Source organism: Vibrio sp. JZG10 (assembly GCF_054064075.1).
Genome location: NZ_JBSUGE010000022.1, coordinates 68,322 through 90,696 on the forward strand (window position 1 = coordinate 68,322; position 22,375 = coordinate 90,696).

The 22,375-nt window shown below is 44.0% G+C and carries 19 protein-coding genes; 11 read left to right on the plus strand and 8 right to left on the minus strand.

Annotation, left to right across the window (positions count from 1 at the left end; translation table 11 throughout):
* Positions 1-171: 171 nt before the first annotated feature.
* Positions 172-1,797 (minus strand): methyl-accepting chemotaxis protein, encoded by a 1,626-nt coding sequence (locus tag ACWYVB_RS20225; RefSeq protein WP_199804003.1) that lies wholly within the window; start codon positions 1,795-1,797, stop codon positions 172-174.
* 292 nt (positions 1,798-2,089) lie between these two features.
* On the opposite strand from ACWYVB_RS20225, the gene queD reads away from it, so the two are divergent.
* Entirely contained in the window at positions 2,090-2,452 is a 363-nt protein-coding gene (gene queD / locus ACWYVB_RS20230) for a 6-carboxytetrahydropterin synthase QueD (RefSeq protein WP_457529921.1), read from the plus strand.
* Positions 2,453-2,542: 90 nt separating this feature from the next.
* Here the strand turns inward: queD and ACWYVB_RS20235 are convergent, their stop codons facing one another.
* From ACWYVB_RS20235 to ACWYVB_RS20255, 5 genes are all read right to left on the minus strand, one after another.
* Positions 2,543-3,010 carry a GNAT family N-acetyltransferase gene (locus ACWYVB_RS20235; protein WP_046876185.1) on the minus strand — a complete coding sequence of 156 codons (468 nt, stop codon included), beginning with the start codon at positions 3,008-3,010 and terminating at the stop codon, positions 2,543-2,545.
* 94 nt (positions 3,011-3,104) lie between these two features.
* The gene (gene tpdA / locus ACWYVB_RS20240; RefSeq protein WP_457529924.1) at positions 3,105-4,820 is read right to left on the minus strand and encodes a cyclic di-GMP phosphodiesterase TpdA; all 1,716 of its coding nucleotides are present in this window, start codon (positions 4,818-4,820) and stop codon (positions 3,105-3,107) included.
* A gap of 211 nt (positions 4,821-5,031) precedes the next feature.
* The gene (locus ACWYVB_RS20245) at positions 5,032-6,393 is read right to left on the minus strand and encodes an L-serine ammonia-lyase (RefSeq protein WP_005396900.1); all 1,362 of its coding nucleotides are present in this window, start codon (positions 6,391-6,393) and stop codon (positions 5,032-5,034) included.
* A gap of 98 nt (positions 6,394-6,491) precedes the next feature.
* Entirely contained in the window at positions 6,492-7,745 is a 1,254-nt protein-coding gene (locus tag ACWYVB_RS20250) for an aromatic amino acid transport family protein (RefSeq protein WP_005396901.1), read from the minus strand.
* 344 nt (positions 7,746-8,089) lie between these two features.
* Positions 8,090-8,689, minus strand: a complete 600-nt coding sequence (locus ACWYVB_RS20255) for a CoA pyrophosphatase (RefSeq protein WP_005396902.1) — start codon at positions 8,687-8,689, stop codon at positions 8,090-8,092.
* 242 nt (positions 8,690-8,931) lie between these two features.
* On the opposite strand from ACWYVB_RS20255, the gene ACWYVB_RS20260 reads away from it, so the two are divergent.
* Positions 8,932-9,471, plus strand: a complete 540-nt coding sequence (locus ACWYVB_RS20260; protein ID WP_012841652.1) for a heme NO-binding domain-containing protein — start codon at positions 8,932-8,934, stop codon at positions 9,469-9,471.
* Between the two features lie 7 nt (positions 9,472-9,478).
* Positions 9,479-11,179, plus strand: a complete 1,701-nt coding sequence (locus ACWYVB_RS20265; RefSeq protein WP_457529927.1) for an ATP-binding protein — start codon at positions 9,479-9,481, stop codon at positions 11,177-11,179.
* A 374-nt stretch (positions 11,180-11,553) separates the two neighbouring features.
* On the opposite strand, the gene pabB is transcribed toward ACWYVB_RS20265, so the two are convergent.
* Positions 11,554-12,915, minus strand: a complete 1,362-nt coding sequence (pabB, locus tag ACWYVB_RS20270; protein ID WP_457529929.1) for an aminodeoxychorismate synthase component I — start codon at positions 12,913-12,915, stop codon at positions 11,554-11,556.
* A gap of 270 nt (positions 12,916-13,185) precedes the next feature.
* Here pabB and ACWYVB_RS20275 point away from each other — a divergent pair, with 270 nt between their 5' ends.
* From ACWYVB_RS20275 to ACWYVB_RS20310, 8 genes are all read left to right on the plus strand, one after another.
* Entirely contained in the window at positions 13,186-14,703 is a 1,518-nt protein-coding gene (locus ACWYVB_RS20275) for a fumarate hydratase (RefSeq protein WP_005376905.1), read from the plus strand.
* 173 nt (positions 14,704-14,876) lie between these two features.
* The gene (locus tag ACWYVB_RS20280; protein ID WP_012841654.1) at positions 14,877-15,062 is read left to right on the plus strand and encodes a hypothetical protein; all 186 of its coding nucleotides are present in this window, start codon (positions 14,877-14,879) and stop codon (positions 15,060-15,062) included.
* Between the two features lie 263 nt (positions 15,063-15,325).
* Positions 15,326-16,702 carry a YcjX family protein gene (locus tag ACWYVB_RS20285; protein ID WP_457529932.1) on the plus strand — a complete coding sequence of 459 codons (1,377 nt, stop codon included), beginning with the start codon at positions 15,326-15,328 and terminating at the stop codon, positions 16,700-16,702.
* Positions 16,699-17,739 carry a YcjF family protein gene (locus tag ACWYVB_RS20290; RefSeq protein ID WP_457529934.1) on the plus strand — a complete coding sequence of 347 codons (1,041 nt, stop codon included), beginning with the start codon at positions 16,699-16,701 and terminating at the stop codon, positions 17,737-17,739. The genes ACWYVB_RS20285 and ACWYVB_RS20290 overlap by 4 nt, the downstream gene beginning before the upstream one ends.
* 100 nt (positions 17,740-17,839) lie before the next feature.
* Entirely contained in the window at positions 17,840-19,384 is a 1,545-nt protein-coding gene (tyrR, locus tag ACWYVB_RS20295) for a transcriptional regulator TyrR (protein WP_005396927.1), read from the plus strand.
* A 35-nt stretch (positions 19,385-19,419) separates the two neighbouring features.
* A complete protein-coding gene (gene rimJ, locus ACWYVB_RS20300; RefSeq protein ID WP_046876178.1) occupies positions 19,420-20,004 on the plus strand; it encodes a ribosomal protein S5-alanine N-acetyltransferase in 585 nt (194 codons plus the stop codon).
* Between the two features lies 1 nt (position 20,005).
* Positions 20,006-20,593 (plus strand): HD domain-containing protein, encoded by a 588-nt coding sequence (locus ACWYVB_RS20305; RefSeq protein WP_005396932.1) that lies wholly within the window; start codon positions 20,006-20,008, stop codon positions 20,591-20,593.
* A gap of 13 nt (positions 20,594-20,606) precedes the next feature.
* On the plus strand, positions 20,607-21,080 hold the full coding sequence (locus ACWYVB_RS20310) for a DUF2947 domain-containing protein (protein ID WP_046876177.1): 474 nt from the start codon (positions 20,607-20,609) through the stop codon (positions 21,078-21,080).
* 43 nt (positions 21,081-21,123) lie between these two features.
* On the opposite strand, the gene ACWYVB_RS20315 is transcribed toward ACWYVB_RS20310, so the two are convergent.
* Entirely contained in the window at positions 21,124-22,086 is a 963-nt protein-coding gene (locus tag ACWYVB_RS20315) for an integron integrase (RefSeq protein WP_012841657.1), read from the minus strand.
* Positions 22,087-22,375: the final 289 nt, after the last annotated feature.

Genomic DNA, 22,375 nt, shown 5'->3' on the forward strand with positions numbered 1-22,375 from the left:
TTGAGGTAAAAATTCAACCCAACACTTATTAAAGTACTTGTCTAATAACATTTTTGTTCAAAAAACAAGCTAAGTGCTGAGTTGGGTAGCATTTTACAGATTCAACGAGACATATTACCTGTCAATTCGCTCGCATCAACCTTTATATTCATTTTGATGGGGAGAATCTCTCTATTTATTCACTCTTTGATGCTCTGAAAGTGTGAATTGGTTAAGTAATTGCTCTAAACGTTCGGATAGATGCTCTAAATCAACACTAATATCACGCGTGTGCGATGCTGATTGCGATGTGTCGTCAGCATGCAGCGTGATCACATCAATTTTGGATTGAATACGCTGACTGACGTCGGATGTGGTTTGCGTCTGGCTTTGAATGTTTTCCGCATGTTTCAGAACTTGATGCATTTCATCGACAACGTTATGCATCGTGACTGAAAGTGTCTCGACATCGACTGAACGTTGGTGAGCAAACTGGCAGACAGTATCCACAGAGGCTAAGGACTCTTCACTCCCTTGCTGGAATTGAGAAATGATATGCTCAATGTTGCCCGTGGCTTCGGCGGTCCGAGAAGCTAGGTTACGCACTTCCTCTGCGACGACGGCAAAACCGCGTCCTTGCTCTCCGGCTCGGGCGGCTTCAATTGCAGCATTCAACGCGAGCAGGTTGGTTTGTTCTGCAATGCCTTTAATGACCCCAAGAATGGACGACACTTCCTCGGTTCTTTGGTTTAACGAACTGATTTTTTCCCGTACGCCGTCAATATTGCTCACCAAGTGTTTGATGTCTTCGCTCACGCTGTGTGCTTGGCTTGCGCTGTGAGTAGCAACATCAACGGTGTGGTTGACTAGAGCTGTGGCGTTATTGGTTGAGTCTTCAACGGCGGTTTGTTGTTGCAACATGTCGGTGATGTTGCTTTGTACGTCACTGGTTTCCAATTGTTGATTATTGGCCGCTTTGTCTGTTGATTGTGCAACATCCGTTAACTGACTGGCTGAATTGGCAAGAGAGTGGGAGGTGTCTTGTACACGCTCTAAACTCTCAGATACCGTGTCCATAAACGAATTAATCGCGATAGAAAGTTGGCCTACCTCATCTTTTTGGTGATGAACAAGTCGTTGAGATAGATCTTTACTATTGCTCACATTCGCCATGAATTGCGACGTTTTTTGTATTGGGCGAACAATGATCTTACGAATCAAACTCATCGTTATAATAAAACCAACAAACGCGATAACGGCCATTATTCCCATCGCAAACATTGCCTGTTTATTGATCATTGAATTGACGTGGTTCATGTTGTATTCCAAACGAATCGCGCCCAATACTTCGCCTTCTGGTGCTACATGGCAAGAAACGCAGTTGGTGCCACGATAATTTTCGCTTGATTTCATTGGTAGCGCGACAACCAGTCCGTTCCCCCAATCGGCTGAAATTGGCTCAATGACCAGTTCGCCATTTAAAGCTCGTTGATCAATATCATCGACCGGTTGTTGGTTTGCTTGTCCTGGTCCGTAAAGCTTGGTGACGGTATCGGCCCGCAACACGCGAACTTCTTCAATCCCTTCTTGAGCGAGTGCTTTTTTTCGCAAGGTTTCTTTTTGCGACATGGTGCCTGTTAGCATCATCATGTTTAGGCTATCGAAATAATTACTAGCCTTATCATGAAGCTGTTCACTGAGAACATCATTGATTAAGGTTTTTTGTTGATGGTATTGATAAGCCGTAGAGGCAGCCAGAACACAGCTGAAGACGGCAATTAACGCGAGCAAGAGCTTAAAAGTGATAGTTGAGCGCATAAATTTATAAGTGTAATTGGAACGAACTGCACAATCTTAATGTGCACAAATGCACACTGCGATCAACGAAATGAATGATTGTGACCCCACTCATGTTGGGGATATGTAATTGTGATGTGAGTGCTGTGTAATCAAATGTTTGGCGCATGACAGAAATACGACTATCAGGACAAAGGTTTAATTATTTTCGCTGAGAACAAACGGCGTTTTGCTACGCTTGTATTGAGTAGCACTTGTCTGTTGGCAGTGAATTCCTTAGTATTGCGTGTCTTTTTAAAGCCTGAGAATCAAGATGAAAACAGAAATATACAAAGAGTTTATGTTCGAAGCGGCACATCACTTGCCACATGTACCTGAAGGCCATAAGTGTGGTCGTTTGCATGGACACTCTTTCTTAGTTCGTCTTTATGTAGAAGGTGAGGTAGACCCGCATACTGGTTGGGTAGTGGATTTCGCTGAAATCAAAGCGGCATTCAAACCAATTTACAATCGTTTAGACCATTATTACCTGAACGACATTGAAGGGTTGGAGAATCCGACGAGCGAAGTGCTAGCAAAATGGATTTGGCAACAGCTTAAGCCAAGTTTACCGTTGCTAAGCAAAGTAGAAATCAAAGAAACGTGCACAGCCGGTTGTATTTACAAAGGTGAATAAGTCACTTTTTATTGAGCATTGAAGACAAAGGCAAGCCATGAGCTTGCCTTTGTTGTATCTGGATATTCCTTATTTTTTATACTTTTCTTGCTAGCTCAGTGGATGACGTAAAATCCACTCTTTTTCGTTCTCACCAAACGTTGTTTTCTCTGTATTGATGAATCCACACGCATCAAGAAAACTGATAGCGTATTGCTGACTCTGTGGCACAGTGACGCAAAGAGAGGTGCTTTCAGGGTCAATGGTATACGCATAAACGAACAGTTTACGTAACGCTTCACTCCCAACCCCTTGGCGTTGGAAGCGTCGATCAACCATCAAGTACTTGAGCCCCAGTTCGTGCCTTTTGGCAAAGGGCGCATGTTGGGAGAAGCCTTTATCGATAACAAGATAGCCAACTAATAGATCGTCAGAATAAATCGTAAAGAACGCTTCAGACTTATTGCGTTTTTGATAAGCCACTTCAAACGGCGTAGAAAATCCTTTCTGCTCTTCCTGCACATCCAATTGCATCAAACTCGAAAAATCTTTCAGTTTGGTGGGTTTAATAGCAATCATCGTTCAACCACAAATTGGCGGCATATCCTCATGCCGCCACGAACTTTAATAGAGTATTCCCTCTAGTTTAAGTAACTCACGAGGTTAAGAAAAGCTAGAAATGCATAGGATAATAATAACCTTGGTGAATATAGGCGCCTAATGTTGTGAGTAAGTGAGCACTGTCTGCCGTTTCTACGCCTTCAACAATGACGGTACACCGATACGTATTTCCCATGGCGATTAACTGACGCAACGTTTCCACTTTCTTATCGTCCGACTTTAAACCAATCACAAATTCCCGATCTATTTTCAAATAATCTGGATTGATTTTACTGATGAGCGACACGTTGTTGTTGCCAGTGCCAAAGTCATCGATACTGATTTTACAATCCAGTGCTTTTAGTTTCGCGACATTGCCATAAATCTCGGAGGTATAGTACATCGATGCATTTTCCGTGATTTCAATCGTCAGCAAACGACAATCTCGGTTAGATAGTTCTCTGTGTAGGATTGAAAAGTTGCGTCCTCGCAGCAAAGAAGGACAAACATTAATGCTGATAGGAATAGGCAAGGCTTTGTGCTTAGTATAGATGGACTCTATCACCAGTAAGGTATGAGTTAGGAGCAGCCCATTGCGGATCAGTGTCTCAATAAACCGTTGCGTATTTTTTACCTTAAACCGCGAGAGCGCTTCGTAATGTACAATCTTTTGCGCTGAAGTGTCATAAATCGGCTCCAGTTTGATTTTAAATTGTCGAATTGCACACAAATAAGCCATAAAGGCTTGTAGAGAGCGATGACGCAGTATTATGAGAAACAGCAAGCTTAATAAAATGATGCTTTGAAACGGTCCAGAGATGTAATACACCTCTTTATAGCCGCTGTTCTTAACGTGATAGTTGAAAAAGCGTTCATTGGTGTTACCAATTTCTAAAGAGGTCCCTGTATTGGTTGATAGCTTCATGCCGGAAAGAAAAAAACGCGAAATATGATTTTCAACGTTGTCGGATAAGTTAATGTTTTTGACACGAACCAAAACGGTCGCGTTATTCAAGTCAAATGATTGGGTCGTATAATTGCTATTATTACTCCACTCTTCAAATGCTTTTTTGCTGACAGGGACAACGGTTTCGGGGGTGACTAAACACCGGATATTGAAACGGTCCAGCATCATGCTCGATTCGACCAGCTTTACATTATCAAAGAGCGACTTCAATTCTCTTTCATCAGCAAAGCAGCTCTTTTGGGAAAGGTTCTCTGCAATTTCGAAGGCGTTATCCAGATAATTATGTTTCACAATGCTGTTTATCGCGTAGTAACAGATGGCAAAGAAAATGATCGCTGTGATCAACACGACCCACAGCGTATCTGAATAGATCTTTTTATTACGCAGACAAATACGAAGGGCTTTGCCAAGGCTGTTTGTTGTGTATTGATTGATCTTGTGTTGATGGTCGATGCCATTCTGATGGTTGTTTTGCATAGTAAAAGGGATGAAGTATCCGGTCCGGTGAATATTTTCGATAATATTTTTTTTTGTGGTTACGTGTTCTTCCGTGAGCTTGCGAAATTTCTTTCTTAGAGCGGCCACCGCGTTTTTAAAGCCATTTTCAGGCAGTGTCATTTTGTATTGTTGAGTGATTTTGCTTTCTATCAATCGCTGGCTAATTGGCGTATTTAAGCTGCCGTATTTGGCGATGGTTGACAGAATGGCGTACTCATTTGGGTTGACAGGAATGGAGTGGTGGAGTGATTGATTGAGCTCTAAAGATATTTCGTTTTCGGACAAGCAAACGCAGATTTGGTTTCCAATTTCAAACCTAATCATGTGTTGGTGTGCTCCAAGTTTAATTTTTGGCTACGTTATCAATAAAGCTAGGAGAGGGATGTGATTTTTTACGGGGATATCCATAATATTTTGGATATATTCAAGGTTTTAGGTTTTTTTATGCTGGGTGTGACAACTCATTATTCATGGTTAATGAAGTATAAAAAACCCGAGCAGTGGCTCGGGTTTCGTCGATATTCAGCAAGGCTTATTAACAGATAACTTTTACTGCTAGGCCGCCTTGAGAAGTCTCACGGTATTTCGCGTTCATGTCTTTACCTGTCTCTAGCATTGTTTCGATAACTTTATCTAGAGAAACAGTAGGAGCAGAAGAACGACGCAGTGCCATACGAGTTGAGTTGATTGCTTTTACAGCTGCAATACCATTACGCTCGATACATGGAACCTGAACCTGACCTGCAACCGGGTCGCAAGTTAGACCTAGGTTGTGCTCCATCGCAATTTCAGCCGCCATACATACTTGCTCTGGGCTACCACCCATAAGCTCAGCAAGGCCCGCTGCTGCCATAGAACATGCCACGCCAACTTCGCCCTGACAGCCAACTTCTGCACCAGAGATAGACGCGTTACGCTTGTAAAGGCCGCCAATTGCACCAGAAGCTGCGAAGTAACGGATGTAGTCTTTCTCAGTTACGGTTTGAATAAACTTGTCATAGTAAGCCAGTACCGCAGGGATGATGCCACATGCACCGTTAGTCGGCGCAGTTACAACACGACCACCTGCTGCGTTCTCTTCGTTTACTGCAAAAGCAAACATGTTTACCCAGTCAACAACAGACATTGGATCGTTCGTTGTTTTTTCAGAAGTAAGCAGTTGCTGACGAAGTGCTGCCGCACGACGAGGTACGCGTAGTGGACCAGGTAGAATGCCTTCTTCGTTCATACCGCGATCCATACATTCGCGCATTGTGCGCCAGATGTTTGCGAAGTAAGTACGAGTTTCTTCGTCAGAATGAAGTGCATGTTCATTTTTCATGGTTAGCGCACTGATAGACAGGCCGCTTTCATGACATTGCTTTACAAGCTCTTCTGCCGTTGTAAACGGGTAAGGAACTTTTACTGGATTCTCAACTTCTTTACCGAAGTTTTCTTCATCAACGATGAAACCACCGCCGATGGAGTAGTAAGTTTTTGAGTACGCTTTTTCGTCATCAATCCAAGCGTGGATTTGCATGCCGTTTTCGTGTAACTCAAGGTTTGTTTTGTGGAAGTTCATTCCACCTTCACGTGGGAACGATACTGTGTGACAGTGCATGCCAACAGGAAGGCGTTCAGTTTCTTCTACGCGAGCGATAAAGCCCGGGATAGAATCGATATCAACTTTCTCAGGAGTGTTGCCTGCAAGACCCATGATGATAGCAATATCTGTGTGGTGACCTTTCCCTGTCAGTGATAGTGATCCATAAACGTCAACGGTGATTTTAGTGATGTCGCGCAGCTTTCCCATCGCACGAAGATCATCAATAAACTCTTTACCCGCTTTCATTGGGCCTACAGTGTGTGAGCTTGAAGGTCCAACACCGATTTTATAGATATCAAAAACACTAATCATATCGATTACCTCAGAAGAAAGCCTCCCAAGGGGAGTTGGGAGGCTTAATTTTATCGTTATATTTTTGGATTAATCATACCGTGCTAGGGCAGGGATGATTAAAGAGCGCCGTAGATTACAGAACTAATGGCAGCAAGACCACAGATTGCTGTGAAAATTTGCACAGGTGCTGAAGTTTTGTACTTAGCCATCGCTGGAACTTTTTGCATTGCGAAGATAGGCATCAAGAATAGGATTGCCGCAATCATCGGTGCGCCCATTGTTTCAATCATACCTAGGATGCTTGGGTTAACGATAGCAACGATCCAAGTTGTGATTACGATGAAGATAAGAGACATCTTCTCGATCTTGCTTACTGGCGATTTTGAACGAGATTTCACTAGACCAACTAGACCTTCATGCGCACCTAGGAAGTGGCCGAAGTAGCTAGAAGTGATAGCCGCGAAAGCAACCAGTGGACCTAAGTAAGAGATCAGTGGAGACTCATGAACGTTTGCTAGGTAAGAAAGAACAGAGATGTTTTGCTCTTGTGCTGTTGCTAGTTGCTCTGGAGACAGAGAAAGCACAACAGAGAATACGAAGAACATTACAAAGCCCATTAGCATCATCGCTGCACCACCAGTGATAGCGTCAGTTTTCTTAACTGCGTCATCACCGTATACACGACGTTGTTCTTTAGAGAACTGAGAAATGATTGGGCTGTGGTTGAAAGAGAACACGATAACAGGGATTGCTAGCCATACGATAGCTGGCATTGCACCCCAGTCAGGTGATACTTCCATCATTGAAGTGTTCCAACCAGGAATTAGGTACACAGACAGCGCTAGTAGGATGAACACTAGAGGATAAACCATCGCTGAAGTTGCTTTCAGCATAAGCTCTTTACCGAACACTACGCCCGCTGTCATTGCAGCGATAAGTGCACCGGAAAGTAGCCAGCGAGGAATAGATTCCATACCCATTTGGTTAACTAGGAAAGAGTCAACCGTGTTTGTGATACCAACACCGTAGATAAGTACGATTGGGTAGATAGCGAAGAAGTAAGCGAACGTAATAAGGTTTGCGCCAGTCTTACCAAAGTGCTCTTCTACTGTGTCAGTGATGTCCGCTTCTGGGTTTTTCGCAGAAAGAACGAAGCGAGCTAAAGATTTGTGTGCGAACCAAGTCATTGGTGCCGCGATTAGGGCTAGGATTACTAATGGCCAAAAGCCACCTGCACCTGCTTTAATAGGAAGGAATAGTACACCGGCACCTACTGCCGTACCAAAAAGGGACAGACACCAGGTAAAGTCTTTGTAAGAAAACTTACTAGACGATTGTGCGGTAGAAACCGCAGAAGTAGTTGTATTCATTTTTTAGTTACTCATTTTGGGAACAGGAAATAAGTCGGGAGTAATTTTGCAAGATTTTACACTAGGAAAATTAGATCTAAATCATTTATTGCTTACGCTTATTGAATGATATGTCAAAAACCTGCTTTTTATCACGAAAATGATGTGCTACTCGTGATTTCTGCTAATGAGTAAAATTAGAAAAACTTATCGATAGGGCTGTTTGTATAAATTTATTTCACCGCAAGCGTTTGCGGTGAAAACGGCAAATTAATCTAATGTGAATGAATGTTTATGAAGCAACGTTTTATTAATATTGATGCGCATGATGATCGCATCCATAAAAATACCGATATCAGAAGTTTTTAATGTGAAATGATATGTTTTTGCATTGATTCGATGATTTGTGCGGTCATGCCCCAGATGAAATGCTGTCTATATGGGATAGCAAATACACGATGACTGCTGTTTTTTAGGTCAAACTTGGTGCTGTACAACTTTTTCGGATTCAGAATGTGGTTAGCAGGAACTTCAAAAACAGACTCCACCTCATTTGGGTCAATATGCGTTTTATACTCAGGAGAAATAAAGGCCAAAAACGGTGTCACATTAAACTGACTAATCGTTGGCAATGTTGGAAGCTGGCCAAATACATGAATATGTTCATCTTCTATGCCGATCTCTTCTTTGGTTTCTCTTAATGCCGTATTGATTAGATGATGATCTTCCTGCTCAAACTTACCGCCGGGGAAACTGATTTGTCCCGGATGATGACGCAAGTGCGCTGCTCGCTTTGTCAAAATGACCTGCAGCCCCTCCGGGCGTTCTACAAAACCAATTAAGACCGCTGCGTCTCGCAGTGATTTTCCTTTCATCCATTTCAGTCGCGCGAGGGACTCTTTGTGGTAACCCGTTGGAAGCCGAAATTGAAAGTTTTGCAGTAATTGTGTTTTGTCGATAACCAAACCAAATCCTTATTTATTGTGCCTAACCACTATTTATTATACTCAATGGCCGCAAGAGGCGCGGTGCTATCGCCGTTGGTACGGTATTAAAGTAGTAGTACGGCAATACCAAAGCATGTCCATTGGTTCTTTCCCTGCTTTGTGTCATGTGTCTCACTCTGCTTGGGTATAATAATTTGAAACTTATAAGGTTATAAACCATTCTTTATTTTAAGACGTCACTATGGGGCAAGTATTGACTAATGAAAGGGATTATTTTCACCGAGTTCATGGAGTTAGTGGAAGAGAAGTTTGGTCTCGATGTGTTAGACCAAGTGCTCGATCTTTCTAATGACGAAGGGATTTATACGGCAGTTGGCAGTTACGATCATAAAGACTTGGTTAAATTGATTGTGAATCTCAGTAAAGTATCTGGTATTCCGCCTGAACAACTGCAAGAAGTATTTGGAGAGTGCGTTTTTTTGAATTTACTTCGCTCGATTCCTAGTCACGCCAGTTTGCAGCAGTGTGAAACGACATTTCAATTTGTTCGACATGTTGAAGATTTTATTCATGTCGAGGTCAAAAAGCTCTACCCAGATGCTAATCCTCCTCAGTTTGATTTTATCAGCGAGACTCAATCAAACATGGTGTTTGATTATCGGAGTGCGCGGTGCATGTCTCACGTATGTTTAGGTCTAATAAAAGGCTGCGCAGCGCACTTTGGTGAAGTTATTCATATCAAACACCAAAACCAGTCAGAAGATGGTAGCCAGGTCCGCTTTTGGTTAGAGGCACAATAAGAACGATATGACAGGAAGTTCCTCGCTAGAAAGGAAACTCAAACGAGAAATCGAATCAAGAAAAGCAGCTGAGCGGTTATTGGAGCAGAAGAGCTTCGAACTTTATGAATCTACTCAACAGCTAAGTGTTGCTTTGAAAAAGCTTGAGTTGAAATCAAAAAAGGATTTACGCAAGTTTGAGTTTGAAGAGAAAGTTGACGCGACGCTGATTAAGTTTGGTCGAACTTTTTTGTCGAGCACGTTTGATGAAGCTATGATTGCTAGTTTTATTGAGCAGCTCACTTCGAACTCAGTCATTTCTGCGGCTTACTTACATCTTGATTCCACAAAACTTTCTTCTTTGCGCCGACATCATTTTGGTCATTTACAGCTTCGCCATGAGAATACGATTAAGACTGTCCCCAATTGGCAAGGGGAGAACTTTCATTTGCCTATCATCATTGACAAGCAAACAGTAGGGGAGTTGATCTTCTCTGTTCAGTTGGATCAAATCGATCAGTCTTTTATTTCCAAACAGATGGAGCTGGTATCGGATTTGGTTCATGGGGTCATTGGCCGTCATTTGAGTTTAGAGCGAGAAGTGGAGCTGCGAAAGCGGGCAGAGGAATCGGAAAAAGCGACGAAAGAGTTTGTCGCCATGATTAACCACGAGTTGCGTACACCTCTTAATGGCGTATTAGGTAGTGCTGAACTACTAAGTCGAACACAGTTAGGTGAAGAGCAACGCCATTACCTAAACAACCTGACTCAATCGGGAGACTTGTTGAGGGTCATCATTAACGATCTTCTCGACTTCAGCAAGATGAATGCCGGTATGATGGAAATCATCGATAAGGTCTTTGCTTGGGAAGAGCTTGAAAAAGCCATCATGGGCGTATTTTCAGCTAAAGCAGCAGAAAAGCGAATTCATTTCTCCATCGATAAAAAGCTCGGTATTCCCGAGTTTTTAGTTGGTGACTTAGAGCGAATTACACAGATCTTGGTCAACTTGGTGGGAAATGCTATTAAGTTTACTCATTTGGGTGGGGTGGTGCTGCGAGTGGAGTGGATAAACGGTATTGCGCATTTTGAGGTTGAAGACACGGGTATTGGCATCCCGATAGAAGCACAGCCCTCATTATTTGACCCATTTGTGCAAGTAGATCGCTCGGCGAAGCGCAGTTTTGAAGGCTCAGGTTTGGGCCTTGCGATTTGTAAAAATCTAGTGGATTTGATGCAGGGCGAGATTAGCTTTGAAAGTGAAGAACGCAAAGGTACCACCTTCAAAGTCTCTATTCCTCTAAAGGAGGGGCAAGCCCCAGGCGCAGCAGAGGGGGAATTAGCTACCATAGAGCGAAGTGATTTGGCAGGACGCTCAATATTGGTGGTTGATGACATCAGAATGAACCAAGTGATAGTTACTCAAATGCTGAAAAAACTCGACATTACGCCTGATTTAAAAGCCAATGGGAAAGAAGCTTTAGAAGCGGTGAAAAACAAAGAGTACGAACTGATATTTATGGACTGCCGAATGCCAGAAATGGATGGTTATGAGGCGACGATGTATCTGAGAGAGCGTGGCTTTACTCATCCTATTATCGCATTAACCGCTGGCACTACTATCGAAGAGCGTCAAAAGTGCATTGATTCAGGCATGGACGACATCCTCACTAAACCGTATACCGCAACCGATATTGAACAGATCATGTGTAAGTGGCTTGAGCAGTAGACGCTGCCTCTTAAAAAACGGATTCTTGTTAGCCAGCGGCTAAAAGCCAAAGTACCTGTAAATAAAACACACAAAAAACGCTCCATACTGGAGATAATGCCGATCATTTAACGATGTTTTTTAGGTCATTCTAGCGAGCCTTGACGAGACTAAGAATCTATTAGCAGCACGCTGAGCGGATAATGAAACAAATTTGACCATAAAGTGCTTGAATAGAAGAACCTGTATCACGCTTCTTCTTCGTCGCTGTGCAGGATGACGAGATATAGAAATATGCCACTCGCTGTTAAACGAGCGGCATTATCCGTACTGGAGGCGTTTTTGCTTGTTTTCGTTAGCAGGATTCAAGCGACGTTGTCATCTGTCGAAACCTACTATTGCAGCGCTGGTAAAATCTTTGAGAGCTTATCCAACGTTTCTTGATATTCCGAGGCGCAATCGCTATCTGCAACGACGCCGCCGCCTGCCCAAGCGTACAGTTTGTGATTTTCCGCTACGAGAGTGCGGATGGTGATGCTGGTATCCATACGACCATGGCGAGAAATGTAGCCAATACTGCCGCAATACGCGCTGCGTCGATGCGGCTCTAACTCTTCAATGATCTGCATTGCGCGAACTTTAGGTGCGCCCGTAATTGAACCGCCCGGGAAGCACGCTCGCAGCAAATCTGCAGGAGAGTATTGTTCATCCAAATTCGCACGAATGGTGCTCACCAAATGATGCACTGCAGGGAAGCTTTCAATCTCAAACAGCTTTGGCACGTGAACGCTACCTGGTGATGCAACTCGACCAATGTCATTACGCAGCAAATCGACAATCATCAGGTTCTCTGCTTGATCTTTTTCCGCTGTCTGCAAGTCATGGGCATTAGCGTTATCTTGCTTTGGATCTTCGCTGCGTGGGCGAGTACCTTTGATTGGTTTCGTTTCAATGACGCGATCTTTGAGTTCTAAAAAGCGCTCTGGAGAGATACTCAAAATCGAAGACTCTGGCATACGGATAAAAGCGGAAAATGGCGCTTGGTTGGCGGACTCTAATTTTAGATACGCTTGCCACTCACAGCCTTGATACGGTGCGTTAAAGCGTTGCGCCAAATTGATCTGATAGCAGTCACCGCTCAACAAGTATTCTTGCACCTTGTCAAAGCGAGTAGCGTAGCTCTCTTTCGTCATGTTTGACTGCCAAGCACCAGACAAAGCGAAGGCAACGGTTTGTTCTGTTTTTTGCTCGTTTAACCACTGCCAAGCTTGCTCGATATTCTGACCAACTAGGCATGCTTTTTTTAGCTGGTGGTCAACAACGACGGCCCATTCATACAGACCTACCGCCATATCGGGCGTGTTGAGATCTTTTTCGGCCAGTTCTGGCATCGTTTCTACGCGTCGACCTAAATCGTAACTGAAGTAACCGAGCGCTCCGCCGACAAAAGGCAAATCCAATTCTTTATTTAACTCAACGTGAGGAAGCCACTGTTCTTGCAACTGATGAAGCAGCGCGAATGGGTCATCTTGAGTTGAATAGGCATTCGATGGCGTTTCAACTTGTGTAATTTCGGCAGTGGTTTCTAACGTTGCAATTGGGTTGGCAACCAACACATCGAAGCGGCTATCGATATGCGTTTCTGATGCAGAACGCAGCAACATCGCCCAAGGCTGGTGTTGAATGCGAGAAAAGAGGTGAAGAGCAAACTCTGGTGCATATTCCAGCGCTTTAAAATCAATGAATTGATTGTCCATGTTGTTCATTTGTGTAATTTGTGACAAAGAGATCGTTCACTGCATGGCATGTCATGGGCAGCAAGAGTATCATATTCCTCTGTATAGCCAAACTCCCTCTATTCATAGGGTTTTGAGATGGTTTACAAGTAGGCGACTTCAGCGTTTCGTGTGTCGATATCAGCCGTTCGACAATTGTTTATAAAAAACGAAGCTCAAAAGAGCAATAAGCTCAACAAACACGATTGAAGCCAAGCCAATAATGGAAGCATAACTATAACGAGGCATGTAATGACGGTAATACGCAAGCAGGATGTGATCAGCAGTGTCGCTGATGCGCTACAGTATATTTCTTACTACCACCCGCTAGACTTTGTTCAAGCTCTTGAAAAAGCCTATCACCGCGAAGAGAGCCAAGCCGCTAAAGACGCGATTGCTCAGATCCTAATTAACTCCCGAATGTCCGCAGAAGGTCACCGACCAATTTGTCAGGATACTGGTATCGTGACGTGTTTCGTCAACATCGGTATGGGCGTGCAATGGGACTCAACCGACATGACGGTTCAGCAGATGGTAGATGAAGGTGTTCGACAAGCGTATACGAACCCAGACAACCCGTTGCGTGCGTCAGTACTTATGGATCCTGCCGGTAAACGTATTAATACCAAAGACAACACGCCTGCTGTCGTACACATCAACATGGTACCGGGCGATAAAGTTGAAATTCAGATCGCAGCGAAGGGCGGCGGTAGTGAAAACAAAACTAAGATGGTGATGCTAAACCCATCTGACGATATTGCTGAGTGGGTAGAGAAAACGCTACCAACAATGGGCGCGGGCTGGTGTCCACCAGGTATGCTTGGCATTGGTATTGGCGGTACGGCTGAGAAAGCAGCGGTATTGGCAAAAGAATCTCTAATGGAACACATCGATATTCAAGAGCTTATTGACCGTGGCCCGCAAAACGCAGAAGAAGAGCTTCGTCTTGATATCTTCAATCGCGTGAACAAACTTGGTATCGGCGCGCAAGGCCTTGGTGGTTTGACAACTGTTGTCGACGTTAAGATCAAAACGGCGCCAACGCACGCGGCTTCTAAGCCTGTTTGTTTGATTCCGAACTGTGCGGCGACTCGTCACGTACACTTCACGCTTGATGGCAGCGGCCCAGCAGAGCTCACGCCACCTAAACTAGAAGATTGGCCAGACATTACTTGGGAAGCGGGAGAAAACACGCGTCGCGTAAACTTAGACACGATTACTAAAGAAGAAGTACAAGAGTGGAAGACAGGCGAAACCGTTCTTCTATCAGGTAAAATTCTGACTGGCCGTGATGCTGCCCATAAACGTATTCAAGGCATGCTAGATAATGGCGAAGGTCTACCAGAAGGCGTAGATCTAAACGGTAAGTTCATTTACTACGTAGGCCCTGTCGATGCAGTTGGTGATGAAGTCGTTGGTCCTGCTGGCCCAACAACATCAACGCGTATGGATAAATTCACCGATATGATGCTCGAAAAAACAGGCATCATGGGCATGATCGGTAAAGCTGAGCGTGGTCCTGCAACGGTTGAATCTATCAAGAATCACAAAGCGGTTTATCTAATGGCTGTTGGTGGCGCGGCGTACTTGGTGGCGAAAGCGATCAAGAAAGCTCGCGTTGTCGCATTTGAAGATTTAGGTATGGAAGCGATTTACGAATTTGAAGTTGAAGATATGCCAGTAACAGTGGCTGTCGACTCAAATGGCGTTAACGCGCACCAAATCGGTCCTGACACTTGGAAAGTGAAAATCCAAGAGATGGAAGCGTAAGGCAAACGGTAATCTTACATTGTCTCAGTAGAGAGAATGTGACAAGGTGCTGATTTACCTAGCAAACATTTGACAAAAGTGCAGCGAAAACTGCACTTTTTGTCTATATAATGTAGATATAAACCTCAGGGCATAGCAATCAAACGTTATGCGAACAATAATTAGGAGACGGCATGCCTCGTTTTATTCAGATTCTACAAATTATCCTTGCTGTAGTGGTAGGTGGCTTTGTTGGCTACGACTTGATCCTTCACGGCATCAGCATCTTTGATGAGAAGTACGTGACCATCACGTGTGTATTGTGGCTGATTTTAGAAATCGCTCTATTTGTTATCTATAAATTAATCGAAGACGACTAGACTCAAAGAAAGCAGGTTTCTGTTCAACACAGTAATCAGCATAAATAGGGTCACTAATGCTTTAGTGTTGATTAAGTAAGCCTCTGAACCACTCAGAGGCTTTTCTTTTTTCATCCTGCTTTAAGCGAATGTTTTGTTCATCTTTTATTAAGGTATATAAAGTTAGACTCATAGAGTTCAGTATTGAAAGGTAAGTATTCATAGATTAATACCCGAAGTGGCTGATAACGTTGTTTTAGAGCGGAGTAAGATAAAGAAGCGCAATGAAAAGAATAAAGAAAGAAGTCAATGACTTTATCAACAGAGGTATGGATTCCAATGTTCGAATTGCCGTCACCGGACTTTCTCGTGCAGGTAAGACGGCATTCATCACGTCATTAGTGAATCAGCTCCTCCATACCGCTACCCATGATAATTTGCCTCTTTTGACTGCAGCCAGAGATAAGCGTCTTATTGGAGCGAAGCGTGAACCTCAAGCGAATATGATGGTGCCACGTTTCGCTTACGACGAAGCGATGAGCCAGATCCATGCGACCCCACCTCAATGGCCAGTACCAACACGGGATGTGAGTGAGATTCGCTTAGCGCTCAAGTACAAACCAAATAAAACCACGAAAAAGCTGTTGAGTAAAACCGCAATTTTAAATGTTGATATTATCGACTATCCAGGAGAGTGGCTGCTCGACCTGCCGTTATTGGACATGGACTTTGCGACGTGGTCGCAAACTCAGTTTGATGCACTTAAAGGCCAGCGTGGCGATTTAGCCAAAGCTTGGCTGTCTGAATTAGAAAAGGTGGATCTTTCTGCTGAAGTGAACGAGAAACTACTCGAGAAAGTTGCGCATACATACACCGAGTACCTTCATGCCTGTAAAGACGCAGGTCTTCATTGGGTACAACCAGGAAGATTTGTATTACCTAGTGAGCTCGCAGGCGCGCCTGTGCTGCAGTTTTTTCCGTGTCGTGCTGGTTCGGAAAGCAAGGCGCTTAAGGGCAGCAACTTGGCGATGCTCGAAGCGCGTTTTCAGGAATACCAACAGAAAGTAGTGAAAGCGTTTTATAAGCATCATTTTGCGACCTTCGATCGCCAGATTGTACTTGTGGATTGCTTGCAGCCTCTCAATGCCGGCGATGAAGCGTTTTACGACATGCGCCAAGCGCTAGAGCAGATCATGCATAGCTTTCGTTATGGTCGCAGTAGCTTTTTGCGCCGTTTATTCTCACCGAAAATCGACAAAGTGCTGTTTGCTGCCACAAAAGCGGATCACATAACGCCCGATCAGCATCCCAATTTAGTGTCTTTGCTACAACAAATGGTGCATCCAGCGTGGCAAACCGCAGCCTACGAGAATATCGAGATGAGTTGCATGAGTATCGCTTCTATCCAATCAACCACGACGGGATTTATTTCTTCTGGAGATAAGACGATTCCGGCGTTACAGGGTACGACGTTGGATGGTGAGCCGATGACGATGTTTCCGGGAGAAGTACCGAAAAAGCTACCAAATGCGGCTTATTGGCAAAACAACGGGTTTGATTTTACGTCATTCCGTCCAATGCCCTCACCGAATGATGAGCCAGTGAAGCACATACGCTTAGACAAAGCACTGGATTACCTGATTGGAGATAAATTGAAATGAGTGAGTTGAAACAAAAACAAGTTTTCTCTGAAAAGGCAATGGAAAAAGAGCAGCAATCGAATCAACCGGAGTTAACGGCGCAGCAAACATTCGGCGAAAAAGAAACATTCGTACCTGTTGAAGTTAAAGAAGAGCGCCAGGAGACTGAACAGGAATTGCAACTCGAGCATGTCATTCGTCCAAAACCGGGCAGAAAATGGCTTGCGACTGGCGCATTTGCCACCTTTGCTGGTTTGGTTGGCTGGCAAGCGGTGGACTCGGTTATAACCGCAATTCAGGCTTCTGATTGGCTGGCCTTAAGCTGGACGGGGTTTATTGCTGCGATCGCTTCGCTTGGTTTAGGAGCGATGGGTAAAGAGCTTTGGAAACTGCGAAAACTACGAAATCATTTTAGTGTTCAAGAAGAAGCAGAAGCACTTGTTAATAGTGAGAGCGTTGGGAAAGGGAAAGCCTTTTGCGAAACCGTAGCAGAACAAAGTGGTGTGATGGCAGAGAATCCGGGCTTTGATCGTTGGCAGAACAGCATTAACCCTGCTCATAGTGACGCTGAAATTCTTGATATGTATGACTCGATGGTGGTGAGCCAACAAGACAAGTTGGCAACGAAAATCGTATCACAGCACGCAACCGAGTGTGCGGCCCTAGTCGCCGTGAGCCCTCTGGCTGCCGCTGATATGTTGCTGGTGGCGTGGCGAAATTTCAAAATGATCGACAACCTCTCCAAGGTATATGGGGTAGAGCTAGGTTACGCCTCTCGCATCAAGCTACTAAAAGCGGTATTTGTCAATATGGCGGCGGCTGGTGCCAGTGAGCTCGCTATTGATGCCAGTATGGACTTGATGTCGATGGACCTTGCGGGCAAAGTCTCCGCTCGTGCGGGGCAGGGGCTAGGTGTTGGTATTCTAACGGCACGTTTGGGCTTGAAAGCGATGACCTTATTGCGTCCACTACCATGGTATCCTGACCGTCAGATTAAATTGGGCACCATACGCAAGGCTGTGGCGGCGAAAGTTGCATCAATTACGATGAAACCGTAACGAATATCAACTTTGATGGATAGGATTGCTTGACGCCATTCCAAGCATGATAGAAACTACTGTCAACTTTTCCTGACAGTCGTGAATTGGGATATTTTCAGTGCGTCTTGAAGTCTTATGTGAAGATCGACTCGGCTTGACCCGAGAACTGCTCGATATTTTAGCGTCTAAAAGCATCGACTTGCGTGGTATCGAAATTGATATTAGCGGTATTATCTATTTGAATTGCCCAGATATTGATTTTGATACGTTTAGTGAGCTGATGGCTGAAATCCGCCGTATTCCGGGGGTGAAAGACGTACGTAAAATCCAGTTTATGCCGATGGAGCGCCACAATACGGAGTTGCTCTCGCTAGTTGATAACTTGCCCGATCCGGTCTTTGCCATCGACCTTAAAGGTGCCGTAGACATGGCAAACATGTCTGCACTTTCATTGCTTGGCCTTCACAAGCAAGAAGTGATTGGTACTCAAATCGGTGCTTTGTTACCAAGTGTTCGTTTCTCTCGTTGGTCTGAAGGTGTGAATGGCCGAACACGGGAAAACCTTGTGATTGATGGCTTGGACTATGTTCTAGAGTTGATGCCCGTTTATATCCGAGATGAAGCGCAAAACTCGACTCTAGCGAGTACTCTAATGACGATTCGCTCTAGTCAGCAAGTTGCCAGAATTGAAGAAGCACTACCGTTGCATAATCCTCTGGGTTTTGAGCACTTTGTTGGTATATCGAACCGTCATAAAGCACTAATGAACCAAGCTAAGAAGCTGTCTGTGCTTGACCAACCATTGTTGATTGAGGGCGAAACGGGGACCGGTAAAGAAATGCTTGCTAAAGCTTGCCACAGCCGTTCTAGCCGCGCGAGCAAGCCATTCCTAGTTTTGAGTTGTGCTTCGATGCCTGACGATGTAGCAGAAACCGAACTTTTTGGTCATGCGCCGGGTTCATTCAATCATGAACAAGGCCACAAAGGCATCTTTGAGCAAGCAAATGGCGGCACTGTATTTCTTGATGAAATCGGTGAAATGAGTTCGCACCTTCAAATCAAGCTGTTACGTTTTCTACAGGATGGTAATTTCCGTCGTGTCGGTGCAGAAGATGAGATGCATGTCGATGTTCGTATCATCGCTTCAACAAAACATAACCTTGCCGAACTTTCTGAGGCAGGAATGTTCCGTGAAGATTTGTATTATCGTCTCAACGTACTTACGCTCAGCATTCCTCCGTTACGTAAGCGCTCAAATGACGTTGCGCCATTGCTTGAGTTATTTGTGGCGAAACATGCTCAACAGCTTGGGATTGATAAGCCAGAGTTTGATGATGGTCTAGTTGATGCCCTTGCAAATTATCAGTGGCCAGGAAACATGCGCCAGCTGGATAACATGGTTCTTCGAGCGCTCACAGAAATGGATGGTGGTATACTAAACGCGGAGCACTTCAATTTACCTCAACCTCAATCAGTCGGCGCAGGTAGTGCGACTCTTAACATCGACGGTTCATTGGATGAGATCATGCGTGACTATGAATCTCAGGTTCTGGAGCGTTTGTATCAGTCATTCCCATCAAGCCGCAAGCTTGCTAAGCGCTTAAATGTATCGCATACCTCAATCGCTAATAAACTGCGTGATTACGGTATCCGCAAGAATTAATCGAATTGAACGAAAGACGGAATTAATCATTTGTAATGGAAGATAACAGCTCATCTATCGCCGTTCATAAGTTGGACGGTGACTTGCTTCTGCGTACCGCTGAAATCGGTGACGCAGATATGATTGCCGAGTATTTTCAAGCGAACCGAGAATATCTGAAACCGTTTGAGCCGAAACGTGAAGAAGCTTTTTTCTCAGTGAACGGTTGGTTGCAAAAGCTTATCAAGCTCAATGAGCTGCATCGAATGGGGTTGGGGTATTATTGCCTCTTGGTCAGAGCCTCTTCGGGTGAAATGCTAGGTACGATATCCTTTAGTAATTTGAGTCGTTTCCCTTTTTATTCTTGTAACGTCGGATACTCTCTCGCTGAAAAAGCGCAAGGGCATGGTTATATGCGTCGTGGATTAACCATGGCTTGCGACTACATGTTTAACGTTCAGAAACTGCATCGTATTCAAGCTGGCTACATGCCTCACAATAAACGTAGTGAATCTGTGCTAGAGCATGTAGGTTTCAACCGAGAAGGGTATGCAAAAGATTACCTTTTGATTAATGGTGAATGGCAAGACCACGTTCTAACGTCACTTATTAATCCGAATTGGCAACCAGAAGGGCGATAGTATGGAGCGATTGGAAAAGCAATTAGCACTTGTAATCGAGCTCGATAAACTCAAAAGTATTTTGCGCCGAACCCGAGTTAAAAGTGCTGAAGGGCGTCTCGAAAATAGTGGTGAGCATAGTTGGCATGTCACACTGATGGCAATATTGATGGAAGAGCATGCGAATGCACCAGTAGATATTTGCCGAGTGATGAAAATGTTATTGATACATGACGTAGTAGAGATCGACGCGGGGGATACCTTTGTTTATGATACTGCCGCGTCTCAAGAGCAAGTAGAAAAAGAAATTAGAGCGGCAGAACGCTTGTTTGGTATGTTACCCAGCGATCAGGAGCAAGAGTTATTGGCGCTTTGGCATGAATTTGAAGCCGCGCAGACCGATGATGCTAAGTATGCAAAAGCACTCGATCGGTTAATTCCAATGCTCTTGAACTACCATAATAATGGTCAGAGTTGGAAGGAGCATGGCGTCTCTCGTGAACAAGCACTTACCATTAATAAACGAATTGAATTTGGCTCTGTTACCTTATGGGACAAAGCGAAAGAGTTGATAGAAGAAGCCACAGAGAAAGGTTGGCTGAAATCGTAATAAAGGAGACTGAATGTCTTATTTGCCTTTGGATGAATACCAAAGAAAATGGATTTTTACGCATCAGTCGATGCCTGTGCCAAAAGAAGATTTGGCTTTTATTAAGCCGATGAGCCAAGCTCGTTCAGCACAATTTTGGAAAGAAAATATTAGTGCTCAAAGCCCTGATATGGATCGACTTAGCTCCCAAGATTGGCCAATGAATGAGGCGAACTGGTCTGAAGTCGTTGATTGGATGGCTGCGTGGGAGTTGGATGATCCGGACATGCCAGCGGAAGTAGAAGCACATATCGATTGGCAAGACGATGTGACCGTTTACTTTTGCTACGAGAAGTACAATGTCATCGAAACTAAGTGGTCGATTTTTAAAAAGCATTGGAAGAACTTTCTCTTTTATGATGATGGTCCAATATTGATTGGACGTCGCCGTTCACAAGCGCTTTGGTTTGATTCAAAAGGCAATGTGAAACTCGGTGTTCGTCAATAGCGAGTTATACAGCAAGCCACCTTTTCGAGGTGGCTTTGTTTTTCTAAAGGCTGGATAATGGACTCAACACGCCGCCAGCCCCGCGCTCGATAACGTGAGTATAAATCTGGGTGGTTTTTACATCGGTGTGACCAAGCTGCTCTTGTACTGTTCTAATGTCAGCACCAGACTCCAATAAATGTGTGGCAAAGCTGTGCCTGAGTGTATGGCATGTTACTGTTTTCTCGATACACGCATCCGTTGCAGCGCGCTTTACCGCTCTTTGTATTGCACTTTCATTGATATGATGCCTTCTGAGCTCTCCGGTGTCCCGATCTGTACTTAACTTTGTTGATGGGAATAAAAAGTGCCAGTTAAAATCTAGCTCCGCTTTTGGGTATTTACGTCGTAAACCTTCAGAGATGTATACGCCCGCATAACCAGGCATGTGCCTATCTTTAAAATAGTAATCTCTTGCTAAATTAACCTGAGCTTTAAGCGGCTCATGTAGCTCTTTTGCTAACGTTACGGTACGATTTTTACCTCCTTTTCCTTGCCAAACACGAACAGCTCCATAATCATAATCGATGTCCTGAACTCTTAAGCGCAAACACTCCATGACTCGAAGTCCTGAGCCATAAAGCAACTGAATATGGAGTTTATACCTCGGGTCGATATGTTGAACGAATCGTCGGATCTCCTCCCTAGTTAACACAACGGGAAGTTTCTTTTCGGTCAGAGATTTCTGAAATCTCATATCAAGTGATAGTGGAGTTTTGAAATAATCACGATATAAAAATGATATTGAGTTCAGTGCCAAAGCTTGCGTTTTTACCGCAACTTTTTCTTTTACCGCTAAGTAACTCAGGAACTGAACGACATCATCTTCTGCTAGTGTCGAAGGGTGTGCAAGCTGGTGGAAAGTGATAAAGCGTTTTATCCAAAATAGATAACTTTCGATGGTTTTATTCGCATAATGACGAGTAAGCATGTGCTCTTTTACACTAAGTAAAAACTGACTTTTCATGATAAAAATGACCTGTTTATTTATACAGCACCCTTAATCTATCACCTCTTTTGTAATTAGCGTGTATTGCGCCGTCTAATTGCGCGCGCGACCACACATATTCATACTGTTTTTCTATTTTTTTCATGTATATAGGTGCTACGATTCATAGCGCTTTTGATCAGAAAGAGGGCGGTAGCTTGCCAGAAAGGAGGCAAATTGCCGTATAGAAAGCGTTATGTACTTGGAGGAAAAATGGAATATTTTCAGTACTATGGAATCGACTGGGTTGCAATGGTACTTACGTTTC